This window comes from uncultured Succinatimonas sp. (assembly GCF_905203285.1).
GTDB lineage: Bacteria > Pseudomonadota > Gammaproteobacteria > Enterobacterales > Succinivibrionaceae > Succinatimonas.
The window spans coordinates 1-12766 of the sequence record NZ_CAJKVK010000061.1 but is presented as its reverse complement, the minus strand read 5'-3'; the positions used below and the strand labels follow the sequence as shown (position 1 = coordinate 12766).

Below are 12766 nucleotides of genomic sequence, written 5' to 3'. Positions count from 1 at the left end.
CTGCGTCTACCAATTCCGCCACTTTGGCAAGTGCGGGCTATTTTATAGAGAAAAATTGTTCTTGTCTAGCTTTTTCTTTTATTGCGAGATGTTTTTTTAAACAATGTTTTAAAGACCTTTTCAAGTTTGTCGGTTGCTCGAATTTGGTGCTAAACTATCGCGCGTTATTTTTTTGTAAGTTATAAAAATGAATTCTCGTCAATTATTTTTTCTTGGAATGAAACACGGAATTCCCGTGGTTTTGGGGTATATCCCAGTCGGTATCGCATATGCAGTGTCTGCTCTTCAGGCAGGATTTTCACCTTTTGAGACGATATTGATGTCTTTTTCCGTATATTCAGGATCGGGGCAGGTTCTTGGTGTCGGAATGACGGCACAAGGCGCAAGTTTAGCAGCAATATTTATCGGAACTTTTTTAATCAATTTCCGATATTTCATCATGAGCGCTTGTGTTTTTAATCGTATGCCTTATTTAAAAGCGCCGATTAAAGCATGGACTTCTTTTTATATTACTGATGAGACTTTTGCTATTTTTACGACAGCTCCTGAGGAAAGGGCAAAATTACCGTATATTGCCGGTCTTATTATATTGACTTATTCATCATGGATAAGCGGAGCCGTAATCGGTGTTATCGCTAATTCGATTTTACCAGGATGGGTTGCGGCAGGTCTTGGAATAGCTCTCTATGCTCTTTTTATTGCGTTAGTGGTTCCTGGTTGTAAGAGTAATCATAAGATTGCTGTGATGGTAATTATGACAGCGCTGTTTAATTGTCTGTTATCTTTATTTATCGACGGAAGCTGGGCGATAGTAATTTCTACTTTGTTATGGGCCGCCATAGGGGCTTGCTTAATTAAGCCTTCTAATAAAGTACGTGCTAAATCTCTTCAGAATAATAATGATCTTAAAGCGGAGAGCAAGTAATGGAAGATAATCGTTACTTATTTATTATCTTAGGAATGTGCCTTGTTTCATATTTGCCGCGCGTTGTTCCTGCTTTATTTATTTCCAAAGTTAAACTTAATCCGTGGCTTGAGAGATTTTTAAATTTAATTCCGTATACGGCGATGACTGCTTTAGTTTTTCCGGGGATTTTTTATAGTGTGCCGGGGTATATGAATGCTGCAAGTGTCGGAACGGTTGTTGCAATTATAAGTTCCGTGTTAAAGGCACCATTATCTGTTACGGTAATTTTATCCGTATGTGCAGTGTTGGCTTTTTTGGCTTTTTAAAAAAAACTCCGCATTGCGCGGAGTTCTTTAGGTTAATCAATATTTGATACTTCAGATGATGAGGATGAATTAAAATCACCGATATCATCATCGCTGCCGACAGAGCACAAACGATGTAAGTGACGCGGCTGAATTACCTGCAAATATTTTTTGAATACCTTAGCATAAGGGTCGGTTATTACTTCGGCACTATTGAGTTGTTTTAAAAAAACTTCTTCGGTTTCATCTTTAGGCTTACGGATTCCTTTATGAAGTTCCATCATTGCAGTACCGCATTGCTCTAAAAGATTTGATTCGCGGATCGAAAATTCACCGCTGCGGCGAATTCCGCGGGCAAAATGCTGAAAATCGTTAAACGGCTTTTCGGATTCGAAGCTCATTTGTGTTTTTTCCTCAAAAGAATAGGCGTTTTAAAGTTTAAACGCTTAATTTTAGCGTCACATTTTAACATTTAAATTTCTTATTTGCGTACATGGCTTTGATAAAAATCAAGAAAGCCTATGGTTTTTTATCAGTAAATTTTAGTTTACATAATTAATTTAGTTTAATTTTTTGTTAGATAAATCAAAGCTTTTATTGATAAAAACAGATAAAAAATTGAGGCTTTTATGCAGCTTTGCTAAAATCAGAAGAATGTAATTAGAAAAATACCGTAAATCCTTGCCGATAAGCTTGGGTTTTGTCGTTTGTTGAAGCTTGTGAAAGCATCATATAAGCTAGCATAAAGCAGTAAATGAACGCTATATGGTAATTGATTTTGGATTAATGTTAGCTTTTAGCCGTTAATCTGATTGGCTCCTTGTGAAAAAGAGCCTTAAATAAAATTAATTTATGTTTTTGGAGCTGCGATGGAAGACATAAAAGTTAATGAAGAAAGAATTCCGCGCAATTTTATTACAGATATTATTGACGAAGATCTAAAAGAAGGCAGAGTTACTAATATTGCAACTCGTTTCCCGCCTGAGCCTAACGGTTATCTGCATATCGGACACGCTAAATCTATTTGTTTAAATTTCGGTTTAGCCAGAGATTATAACGGCACTTGCAATCTGCGTTTTGATGATACCAATCCTGTAAAAGAAGATCTTGAGTACATCCGTTCAATTGAAAGAGATGTTAAATGGCTCGGATTTAATTGGTCTGGAGATGTTCGTCATTCATCAGATTATTTTGACAGACTGTATGGTTACGCATTAGAACTTATTAATAAAGGTCTTGCTTATGTAGATGAACTCTCACCTGAAGAAATTCGTGAGTATCGCGGTACTTTAAAAGAGCCGGGTAAAGATAGTCCATACCGTTATCGCAGCGTGGAAGAAAACTTAGCATTATTTGAAAAAATGAAAAACGGCGGCTTTGAAGAAGGAAAAGCTTGCCTGCGTGCCAAGATCGATATGGCATCACCGTTTATTTGCATGCGTGATCCTGTTATTTACCGTGTACGTTTTGCATCTCATGCTTTAACCGGCGATAAATGGTGCATTTATCCGATGTACGATTTTACCCACTGCATTTCTGATGCTATTGAGGGTATTACTCATTCTATTTGTACTTTGGAATTTCAGGATAATCGCCGTCTTTATGATTGGGTTTTAGATCATATCAGTATCGAAGCTCGTCCTCATCAGTATGAAATGAGCCGACTTAATCTTGAGTATTCTTTGACATCAAAAAGAAAATTAAATCTTTTGGTTGAGAAAGGGGTAGTTGACGGATGGGATGATCCTCGTTTGACTACGATTTCAGGATTACGCCGTCGCGGTTACACTCCTGCTTCAATTCGTGAGTTTTGCCGTCGTATCGGTGTTACCAAACAGGAAAACACCGTAGAAATGAGCGCTCTTGAGACATGTGTTCGTGATGATTTGAACGCCAAGGCTCCGCGTGCTCTTGCCGTTTTACATCCGATAAAATTAGTAATTGATAATTTTGGAGAAGAAGGAGTAACTGTTGATAGAGTAACAGTTCCCAATCATCCTGAAAAAGAAGATTTAGGATCTCGCGAATTATCTCTTAGCAAAGAGCTTTTCATTGATGCGGCAGACTTTAGAGAGCAAGCCAATAAACAGTATAAGAGACTTAAATTAGGCTATGAAGTCCGTTTGCGTCATGCTTATATCGTAAAAGCGGTATCTTGTGAAAAAGATGAGAATGGAAATGTAACCTGCGTTCATGTAGAAGCAATTCCTAATTCTATAGGTACTGATGTTGAAGGACACAAACCAAAGGGAGTAATTCATTGGGTAAATGCCAATGATTGTTATAGGGGACAAGTTTGTTTATACGGCAGATTATTTAAAGTCCCGAATCCCGGCGCAGAAGAAGATTTTCTTGCATGCGTTGATGAAAACTCAAAAGAAATCATTAAGGATGCAGCATTAGAGTCTTCGCTTAAAAATGCTAAAGTCGGTGATTCCTTCCAGTTTGAACGTGAAGGTTATTTCTGCGTTGAATCAAAAGATTTTGTTGAAGGAGCTCCGGTATTTAATTTAACCGTAGCTTTACGTGATAACAAAAAAACTCAGGCATGATTTGAAATAGTAAGGAGCAAAAAATGTCAGATTTTGAAAATGAAAATGAAAAAGACGACAACATGGCACCGCCTCCTGGCAGTGACTATGAAGTAGCCTTTTCTTATCACTCCGAAAGCATGCTTGAACGTGCTTATGATAAAGCTGAGCATTGGGTAAAAGAAGGCGTTCGTCCGAAGAAAATCTTTCTAGAAGACAGATCTATGGGCGTGATTAATTTTAGAAAAATCATGCGTGATCCTTTGCTGATTCAGGCAGGCGTAGAGCGTTTTGTAGATTTTCGCTGTTCGCTTACATTATCTGATACCGATGTCGATGCTGTATTTTCAAGCGTTTGCTATTACGAAGCAGATTCAGAGCCTACATATATTAATGCTTATGATCCTGAACTTAGCAGTATTAAAGAGGTTCTCAATATGGTAAGTGAGAATTTATTTAATTACCTGCAAAAACCTCTTGTTCGTAATGATTTAACTGAGAATTAATTTTGTATGGCTAATTTGCTGGTTACTGGAGGAGCCGGATTTATCGGCTCCAATTACGTTTTTTATCATCTGAAAAATTTTCCTGAAGATAATGTTGTAGTTTTAGATGCTTTAACTTACGCAGGCTGCAGGGAAACTTTGGATCCGCTTAACGATAATCCGCATTTTACTTTTGTTAAAGGCGATATCCTTGATGAGGGGTTGGTTGTTTCTTTAATCGAGAAATACAAAATTGACGTGATTGTCCATTTTGCAGCTGAATCTCATGTTGATCGCTCCATTTCCGGACCTGACGCCTTTATTAAGACCAATATTGAAGGCACATACTGCTTGTTGAAGGCAGCTTATAAGATGTGGGTAAAAGATGGTGTGTGCCATGGACATTTTCATCACATATCAACCGATGAAGTGTTCGGAACGTTATCTTTGACAGATCCTCCTTTTTCAGAAGAGAATCCGTATCGTCCTAATTCTCCGTACTCAGCATCTAAAGCATCATCCGATTGTTTAGTAAGAGCTTTTGTCCATACTTACGGATTAAAAGCAACCATCACTAATTGCTCCAATAATTACGGACCTCGTCAATTCCCGGAAAAGCTTATACCTCTTGTTATAACTAATTTGCTTACCGGTAAGGAAGTTCCGGTTTACGGTGATGGAAAACAAATTCGAGATTGGCTTTTTGTCGATGATCACTGCAGAGCTATTGATGCAGCAATACATAGCTGTCAGTCTGATAAAACCTGGAATATAGGCGGCAGAGCAGAACTTACCAATCTTGAGGTTGTCAATACAGTGTGCGATTGTATTGATGAGATCTTTAAAGAAGATTCGAGTTTAAAAGATCGCTATCCGTCTGCTTATCCGGCAAACGGCAAGTCATGTAAAAATGCTATCGTTCATGTGACCGATCGTCCGGGACATGACCGTCGTTATGCTATAGATCCGAGAAAAGCTGAAGCAGAATTGAACTTTAAACCTTCTTTAACTTTCAAAGAAGGTATTAAGCTAACGCTTTTATGGTATTTAAATAATGATAAATGGTGGCGTGAGCTTAAAAAACGTACAAAGGATTTTTCCGTACGTTAAAGGCTATTAAAGGAGAAAGATTTTGTCAAAAATCAAATTCACCGTAATGGCGTTAAGTATGGCAGTTGTCAGTTCTCAGCTTGCCGGCTGCAATATTATCCGTCATTGGTGGCAGTATTTTGACGGTACTGTTGAAACATCATTGCGTGAGCCCACCGGAAACTATGATCATGCGGAAGTTTCTGATGTTCCCGATCAGCTGGTAATTCCTCCGGGGCTTGCGCAGCCTCCCTATGACAGGACAATGGAATTGCCGATGTTAAGTTATACCAACACCGGTGAAGTCGGCAAAAATATTGATGTCAGAGCTCCTGTCGTACCTTTACGCTCTTCCCTTGGGGTTAATGCTCAATGGAGCGCTGGAGAAGCTATTGTTTGGTTAAGACAAGGCGGAGCTCACGGTATCGTTGATGAGGACCAGGCTTGGCTGCTTTTAGGTAAAGTTTTGCAAAGACTTAATATTGAAGTAGGTCAAGTTACTCCGGGAGCTTTTGAGCTTACTACTTTAGCTTCTGATTTTAATGAATTCGGTGTTCCTTACACTCCTGCAAATCGTGCATCTCATGCTCTTTGCTATCATCAAATCTATCGTATTCGTATCGGTAGAGCGCAAAATGGCGACTTAGGCATAGCTTCTTCGGTTATCGGATCCATGACGCAGTTGTCAAATGGCAAAATGCTTGAAAATGTTTTAACTCCGATTGAGCTTGAGCGCTTTGCTATGGGATTTGCCAATAGTATTATCAAAGAAATTGATAATACCGTTAATTCCCAAGGTCAGGATTTAAGCAATGTAACGGTTTCAATCGGTGTTGACAATAATAATCAGGAAACATTTACCGTAAATGCTCCTTATGATGAAACCATGAGAGTTATGCAGCAAATGCTGCCAAAATACGGATTCATCATTGATGAGTTTTCAATTTCTCACGGATCATTTAACGTGACCCTTGAAGAAGACGATCCTGATTTCTTTAGAGATTTAGGCGTCGATCCGTTTAATCTTGAAGCCGATTCGTACATCATAAGATTAGGTGTTAACGGTGATAAGACAGTTATCACTTTCTATGACGATGATGATAAACCGCTATCAGCGACGGCACTTGCAGGTCTTTACAGCGGATTCTCTCAAGCTCTTTCAAGAGAGTTTGCTCTAAATTCTGCTAATTAAGGCTTTTTGTAGTAAAATACGCGCATTGTGATTAAGTTCACAATGCGCTTTGATGTTAATTTATTTTTCAGGATCTCATCATGGAAAAGAAAAGAGAGCTTTATCGTGGCAAGGCAAAATCAGTTTATGAAACTGATGATCCTAATCACTATATTATGTTGTTCCGCGACGACACCTCAGCCTTTAACGGCAAAAAAATTGAGCAGTTAGATCGTAAGGGACGCACAAACAATCACTTCAATTTCTTTATTATGAAGAAACTTGAAGAAGCAGGTATTCCTGTCCATGTTGAGGAACTCCTTTCCGATACCGAGTGCTTGGTTAAGAAGCTTGAAATGGTTCCGGTAGAATGCGTTGTTCGCAATGTAAGCGCAGGTTCTATTTGCAAGCGTTATGGCGTTAAAGAAGGTCTTGACCTTAATCCTCCTACCTTTGAGTTCTTCTTAAAGAGCGATGCTTTAGACGATCCGATGGTTAACGATTCTCATATCGTTTCTTTTGGCTGGGGTACTCAGGAAGATATTGATACCATGCGTGATCTTTCCTATAAGATCAATGAGGTATTAAAAGATTTGTTTGATAAAGCCGGACTTATTTTAGTTGACTATAAGCTTGAGTTCGGTAAATATAACGGTCAGTTGATTTTGGGTGATGAATTCTCACCGGACGGCTGCCGTTTGTGGGATAAAGAGACCCGTAAGAAACTTGATAAGGATCGTTTCCGTCAGGGCTTAGGCGGTGTTATCGAAGCTTACGAAGAGGTTGCTCGTCGTATCGGCTGCCCGCTGTAATTTTAAGCTTTAAGCTTTTTAAGACGCTCGATTTAAATCGGGCGTTTTTTATTTGTAATTTTGCATTTTTTAGGGGTTGATAAAAGTTTTGTCCGTAAATTTGGTTTAAACTTGAATGGAAGATATATTGCTTTTTTGTTTTCGATTCTTGTTTTAAGCAAATTCATAGGGTAAAAAAATGCCTAAAAAACGTCGTACGAAAATTGTTTCAACATTAGGACCTGCAACCGATCGTCCGGGAGTTTTGGAAGGAATAATTAAAGCGGGTGCAAATGTAGTTCGAATCAACTTTTCTCATGGCGCCTTTGAGGATCACAAGCGTCGTGTCGATGCCGTAAGGGAAATTTCTCATAGATTAGGTCTTCCTGTTGCAATTATGGGAGATCTGCAAGGACCTAAGATCCGCATAGGTGCTTTTAAAAACGGTCCGATAAAACTTTCTCTTGGTGATAAATTTATTTTGGATGCCGAGCTTGGTCATGATGAAGGAGATCAGAATCAAGTAGGCCTTACATATAAAGAATTACCTCAAGATTTAAAATCAGGAGATGTCCTGCTTCTTGATGACGGAAGAATTCAGCTTGAAGTTGAGAAAGTTGAAGGAGCTAAGATTTATACCTTCGTTATCGTTGCCGGTATTTTGTCAAACTCTAAAGGCATCAATAAAAAAGGCGGCGGTTTGTCTGCTCCTGCTTTAACTGATAAAGATAAGCAGGATATTAAATATGCCGCTTCATTAGATCTTGACTACATGGCAATTTCATTTCCGCGCTCAGGCGAGGATTTGATTTATGCACGCAAGCTTTTACGTGAAGCCGGTTCTGATGCCCGAATCGTGGCAAAAGTAGAACGAGCTGAAGCCGTAGTTTCGGAAGAATCAATGCGCGATATTATTTTAGCTGCAGATGCGGTTATGGTGGCTCGCGGAGATTTGGGAGTTGAAATCGGCGATGCCCGACTAATGAGCGTCCAGAAAAACCTTATTAATTTAGCGCGCGGACTTGATAGAGTTGTAATTACCGCAACTCAGATGATGGAGTCTATGATTAAAGCTCCGATGCCGACTCGCGCTGAAGTCATGGATGTTGCAAACGCTGTATTGGATGGAACAGATGCCGTGATGTTATCGGCAGAAACAGCTGCCGGTGATTTTCCGGTTGAAACTGTTGCTGCTATGTCAAAAGTTTGTCACGGAGCCGAGAATTCGGTTAAGCATTCTAATTATCGTGCCGACAGAATCTTTGAAACTGCTGAAGAGACTATTGCTATTTCTGCAATGTTTGCTGCTAACCATTTGCGCGGTATTCACGGTTTAATAACATTCTCTGATAGTGGACATCTGCCGTTGCTGATGTCACGTATTCGTTCTGGTTTGCCGATTTATGCTTTTTCCCGTTACCCTAAAACCGTAGATTGGATGTGCATGTATCGCGGCGTGTTCCCGTTTAACCTTGACATAATGTCTTTTACTACCCGCGATGAAGTTTTATATGCTGCAATCGAGGAGTTGAAAGCACATAACTTGGTTCAAAGAGGGGATAAGTTGGTAGTGACTTTCGGTATGACTATGGGTAAATCCGGTCAGACTGACAGTATGCGTGTTATTACCATTAATTAATTAGTTATAGATTAATTAATTTAGTCAACAGACACATTTTCTGAGGTTTTTTAAAGAAAATGTGTCTTTTTTTGTAAAGAAGTATTTTGTAAGCGGATTTAAAACGATTAATGTGATCGTTATCGCTTAACTGGTAGTACGTTATTTGGGTGCCGTGTTAATTTTTTTTAGGTTTAGTATAATCAAATCTCCGTACATTTTTCTTTTTAAGGTAACTATGTTGAAGAAGATTTCTTTGTTTATTAAATCATTAGTTTTGTGTTTATTTTTATCCGTCGGTGCTGCTCATGCTTCAGCTCCGGTAAATGTTTCTTCAATAGGTATGGCAGTAGTTAACGGTATTTCTGATGTTGCCGTAGCTTTTGTTGATGATTCCATGCAAGCAAGAGGCTTTCGCGGTTTCGGACGCGCCAACAAGGGTTTTTCCATGAATTTTGGCGGTAAAGGCAAATCTGCCGCCAATACTAATGCGACGAAAAATAATACCGCTACTCAATCTAATGCCGCAAAAGGAGCAGCTGCCGCAAACCCTGCAGCTCGTGCCGGATTATTCGGATTTTTAGGCGGTCTGGGAATGATGGGTATGATGATGTTGGGTGTCGGTATTTTCGGCGGCGGCTTTTTGCTTTATGTCTTGGCTATGATGCTGATACCTGTCATTAGCAGTTTCTTTGCAAATAAGCAGAAAATGCAGAATCAGGAGATTCCGACATCTTCTTATTCGACAAATGATTTGTTCAAAAAACCTGTCGATGAGGAAGAAAAAGGCTCTCGTCGTTTTTAGTTTAGTTTTGTGAAGACAAAGGGGCGCTTGTAATCAGCGCCTTTTTTGTTGTCTCTTTATCAATTAGTGTGCCATTTTCTTCATTTAATGCTTTAGGAGAGTTTAGAGAAAAACTTTCAATTAGACTGCGTAAGTTTCCTTTTCCTCGATAGAAACGGCTTGCGGCAATATCTATGCAGTCGCCTAAAGATTTATAGCGTTTTTCCATATCCTCAAACGCTTCTACTACAAGATCGCATTTTTTATAAATATTTTGTGCTTCAGCGGCAAGTTTGCGCATTTTGTCGTTTTGAGTAGACAGTACCCATAAATTCGACACAACTCTTAAGGCAGGCAGTAAGTTTGAAGGTGAAACCAAGTACACGTTATTTTTAGCAGCGTATTCGTAAAGATTGTTATCTTCTTTTAAAGCTATGGATAGGGCGTTATCAACAGGAATAAACATGAAGACAAAAGAAGGGGAATTAAGACTTAAATACTCGTTATATTTAGCTTTAGCAAGTTCATTGATATGAGCCTTTAAAGAGCCGATATGTTTTTTTAAAGCTGCGTTGCGGATATCGTCTTTTTCTTCATTAATAAATACAGTGTAATCGGTAAGGGAGCACTTTGAATCTATGATGATTGAGTGTCCGTCAGGCAGGCGGATCACGACATCAGGTCTGCCGTTTTCGCCAAACTCATGTTTTCCTGCAACTTCTCGATCATATTCAAAACCTTTACGCAGCCCTGAGTTTTCTAATACCAGTTCAAGTTGATGTTCTCCCCACATGCCTTGCGATTTACCATTAGTTCTTAAGGCTAAAGAAAGTTCATCTGCTTGCTTAGTTAAAGACTGCTGGGCTTGCTGCAACTTTAATAACTCTGTTTTAAGTGAGCCTGCTTGCTCAGAACTGATTTTTTGTACTGAATTTAGAAATTCACGGAAAACGGATAACTCTTCTTTAAGCGGTTTTACTGCAAGAGAAAATTGTTCCTGTCCGGTTTTCTGTAGCGCTTCGCCGCGTTCTTTTAACATTTTTTCACCAATAATGGTGAGCTTTTGTTCCAGATCTTTATAAATATGTTCCTGCTGCTGAGCATCAATTTCTCTTTGTTCATTAAGCGCTTTCAATCTTTCTTTTAAAGAAGCGATTTCGTTTTTGAGAGTTGTTCTTTCTGTTGAAAGATTATCAATGGACGTTCTATTTGAAGCTAAATTGGTCGCATATTCATTAAGCTGATTGGACAAGTTATAGTTGTCACGCTTTTGTGAGGTAAGTTCTAAAATGAGATTTTGGTTGTCATTTGTTAATTTGGTAATTACGTTGTTTTTTTGCTGAAGTTCTGTTTTGGCTTCGGTTAGATCTTGGGACAGAATTTTGATAAGCATTCTGTTTTTTATAAGTTTTTTATAAAAAATTAAAGCAAAACAAAGAATGACTAAAATTACGGACAGAAATGTAATGTTAAGCGGAGTAAAGGTGAAGCTGTACATGGCGTGCTCTTGTCAAAATTTTTCTTAATATTAGCACGATAGTATTTTTAGACAATGTTTAAGATTTTTTAAGATGTGGAAAAATAAAAAACGCCAATCTGACAAAGCAAGAGTGGCGTTTGTGGGTATTAATTACGGATAATAATTAATCTTTGTAATTTGCGGCAATATTGAAAATAGCTTCAACATCTGGACGCTTTAATACAACAAAGTGACCTTCAGTATGATCGTTGTCACCTAAGTTATTAAGTAATGTCGGAATGTCTTCTTTTTTAGCCCCAAGCTCTGCAAATGACAAAGGAAGTCCTGCGGATTTCCACAAGGCTCTTAAAGCGGCAATACCGTTTTTAGCGGTAACTTCAGGATGAGCAAAATCCATGGCGCAGCCGAAAACGCGGGTAGCAAATTGAGCAAAACGCATTATGTCGTGATTCATAACGTACTCCATCCAAGCCGGCATAATGACAGCAAGACCTGCTCCATGTGCACAGTCATATAAGGCTGAGAGTTCATGCTCAATACGATGACTAGCCCAGTCTTGTTCACGATCAACACCGCAAAGGTTGTTATGGGCAAGTGATGATGTCCACATAATATTTGCGCGTGCTTCATAGTCGTTAGGATTTTTTATAACACGAGGGATCATCGTGACCATAGCTCTTAAGAGCCCTTCGCAAAGCTGATCGGTGACTTCAACTTCTTTTGTATTGGTGAAGTATCTTTCCATGATATGGCACATAATGTCACAACAGCCGCATGCTGTCTGAAACGGCGGTAATGTCATGGTAAGTTCAGGGTTCATAATTGCAAATTTAGCTACATTTGTTTGAAAATTGCAGCCTTTTTTCTTAATAATACCGTTAACTTCTCTATCAATGACACAGCTATTGGAACATTCAGAACCTGCTGCCGCAATTGTTAGTACAGAACCTAAAGGTAAGGCTGATGTAGGGACTTTTCCTCCCATAAAGAAGTCCCAAAAATCACCGTCATAAGGAACACCCATGGCAATTGCTTTGGCACTATCAATAACACTTCCGCCGCCGACAGCTAAAATCATGTCAACGCCTTCTTTTTTGCAAAGTTCAATACCTTCGTATACTAACTCTGCTCTAGGGTTAGGCTGGACATCGCCTAGTTTTACAAAAGATAATCCTGCAGCAATTAAGGCTTTTTCAACACGATCAATAAGACCTGATTTAATTGCGGACTTTCCTCCGAAGTGAATAAGAACTTTGGTACCGCCGTGTTTTTTGCAAATTTCACCGGCATTGTTTTCAGCACCGCGACCAAAATAAATATCTGTTGGGCGATAGAAGTTAAAATTATCCATTTGAACCAAAAACTCAGCTGCTTTTCATAGATTTTCTATTATTTATTGTTAATTAGATGTTTTCTTTAGATTTAACATCTTAAAAATCAGCATCATTTTATTCTATCTTTTCTGTACTGATAAAAATGTAGTGTAAAGATGAAGCCTAACATCACAATTTGAATAAGTTTAATTTTTATTAAAATCAGGAGAAAAAAGCACTATGAATAATTAATAAAATAAATTTTATTAAAATATCTCTATGTCTATAATAT

Annotated in this window: 12 protein-coding genes; 9 read left to right on the top strand and 3 right to left on the bottom strand. The window is 38.6% G+C overall.

Annotated elements, in window-relative coordinates:
- Positions 1 to 187 precede the first annotated feature (187 nt).
- Together QZ019_RS07005 and QZ019_RS07000 are read left to right on the top strand one after the other, a co-directional pair.
- Positions 188 to 925, top strand: a complete 738-nt coding sequence (locus QZ019_RS07005; protein WP_294567884.1) for an AzlC family ABC transporter permease — start codon at positions 188 to 190, stop codon at positions 923 to 925.
- Entirely contained in the window at positions 925 to 1233 is a 309-nt protein-coding gene (locus tag QZ019_RS07000) for an AzlD domain-containing protein (protein ID WP_294567882.1), read from the top strand. Before QZ019_RS07005 ends, QZ019_RS07000 begins: the two co-directional genes overlap by 1 nt.
- Before the next feature lie 32 nt (positions 1234 to 1265).
- Here QZ019_RS07000 and maoP read toward each other — a convergent pair whose 3' ends face one another.
- Positions 1266 to 1613 (bottom strand): DUF413 domain-containing protein, encoded by a 348-nt coding sequence (gene maoP, locus QZ019_RS06995; RefSeq protein ID WP_294567880.1) that lies wholly within the window; start codon positions 1611 to 1613, stop codon positions 1266 to 1268.
- Positions 1614 to 2081: 468 nt separating this feature from the next.
- Between maoP and glnS the strand changes: the two genes are divergently transcribed.
- From glnS to QZ019_RS06960, 7 genes are all read left to right on the top strand, one after another.
- Positions 2082 to 3764, top strand: coding sequence for a glutamine--tRNA ligase (gene glnS / locus QZ019_RS06990; RefSeq protein ID WP_294567879.1), 1683 nt, complete (start codon positions 2082 to 2084; stop codon positions 3762 to 3764).
- A 23-nt stretch (positions 3765 to 3787) separates the two neighbouring features.
- Positions 3788 to 4249 carry a hypothetical protein gene (locus QZ019_RS06985; protein WP_294567877.1) on the top strand — a complete coding sequence of 154 codons (462 nt, stop codon included), beginning with the start codon at positions 3788 to 3790 and terminating at the stop codon, positions 4247 to 4249.
- 6 nt (positions 4250 to 4255) lie between these two features.
- On the top strand, positions 4256 to 5338 hold the full coding sequence (gene rfbB, locus QZ019_RS06980) for a dTDP-glucose 4,6-dehydratase (RefSeq protein ID WP_295483571.1): 1083 nt from the start codon (positions 4256 to 4258) through the stop codon (positions 5336 to 5338).
- Positions 5339 to 5360: 22 nt separating this feature from the next.
- The gene (bamC, locus tag QZ019_RS06975) at positions 5361 to 6509 is read left to right on the top strand and encodes an outer membrane protein assembly factor BamC (RefSeq protein ID WP_295483568.1); all 1149 of its coding nucleotides are present in this window, start codon (positions 5361 to 5363) and stop codon (positions 6507 to 6509) included.
- 80 nt (positions 6510 to 6589) lie between these two features.
- Positions 6590 to 7300, top strand: coding sequence for a phosphoribosylaminoimidazolesuccinocarboxamide synthase (gene purC, locus QZ019_RS06970; protein ID WP_294567873.1), 711 nt, complete (start codon positions 6590 to 6592; stop codon positions 7298 to 7300).
- A gap of 178 nt (positions 7301 to 7478) precedes the next feature.
- Positions 7479 to 8918, top strand: coding sequence for a pyruvate kinase (gene pyk / locus QZ019_RS06965; protein ID WP_294567872.1), 1440 nt, complete (start codon positions 7479 to 7481; stop codon positions 8916 to 8918).
- 217 nt (positions 8919 to 9135) lie between these two features.
- Positions 9136 to 9702: a hypothetical protein gene (locus QZ019_RS06960; RefSeq protein ID WP_294567870.1), complete on the top strand. Its 567-nt coding sequence runs from the start codon at positions 9136 to 9138 to the stop codon at positions 9700 to 9702.
- A gap of 1 nt (position 9703) precedes the next feature.
- Here the strand turns inward: QZ019_RS06960 and rmuC are convergent, their stop codons facing one another.
- Together rmuC and QZ019_RS06950 are read right to left on the bottom strand one after the other, a co-directional pair.
- Entirely contained in the window at positions 9704 to 11074 is a 1371-nt protein-coding gene (gene rmuC, locus QZ019_RS06955) for a DNA recombination protein RmuC (protein WP_295483564.1), read from the bottom strand.
- Between the two features lie 250 nt (positions 11075 to 11324).
- On the bottom strand, positions 11325 to 12512 hold the full coding sequence (locus QZ019_RS06950) for an iron-containing alcohol dehydrogenase (RefSeq protein WP_295483562.1): 1188 nt from the start codon (positions 12510 to 12512) through the stop codon (positions 11325 to 11327).
- Between the last annotated feature and the right edge of the window lie 254 nt (positions 12513 to 12766).

Bases quoted from the DNA above. Each gene is read 5' to 3' on its own strand.
- maoP (WP_294567880.1), bottom strand. From the start codon at position 1,613: ATGAGCTTCGAATCCGAAAAGCCGTTTAACGATTTTCAGCATTTTGCC.
- QZ019_RS06960 (WP_294567870.1), top strand. From the start codon at position 9,136: ATGTTGAAGAAGATTTCTTTGTTTATTAAATCATTAGTTTTGTGTTTA.
- rmuC (WP_295483564.1), bottom strand. From the start codon at position 11,074: ATGCTTATCAAAATTCTGTCCCAAGATCTAACCGAAGCCAAAACAGAA.
- QZ019_RS07005 (WP_294567884.1), top strand. From the start codon at position 188: ATGAATTCTCGTCAATTATTTTTTCTTGGAATGAAACACGGAATTCCC.
- pyk (WP_294567872.1), top strand. From the start codon at position 7,479: ATGCCTAAAAAACGTCGTACGAAAATTGTTTCAACATTAGGACCTGCA.
- QZ019_RS07000 (WP_294567882.1), top strand. From the start codon at position 925: ATGGAAGATAATCGTTACTTATTTATTATCTTAGGAATGTGCCTTGTT.
- glnS (WP_294567879.1), top strand. From the start codon at position 2,082: ATGGAAGACATAAAAGTTAATGAAGAAAGAATTCCGCGCAATTTTATT.
- rfbB (WP_295483571.1), top strand. From the start codon at position 4,256: ATGGCTAATTTGCTGGTTACTGGAGGAGCCGGATTTATCGGCTCCAAT.
- purC (WP_294567873.1), top strand. From the start codon at position 6,590: ATGGAAAAGAAAAGAGAGCTTTATCGTGGCAAGGCAAAATCAGTTTAT.
- QZ019_RS06950 (WP_295483562.1), bottom strand. From the start codon at position 12,512: ATGGATAATTTTAACTTCTATCGCCCAACAGATATTTATTTTGGTCGC.
- QZ019_RS06985 (WP_294567877.1), top strand. From the start codon at position 3,788: ATGTCAGATTTTGAAAATGAAAATGAAAAAGACGACAACATGGCACCG.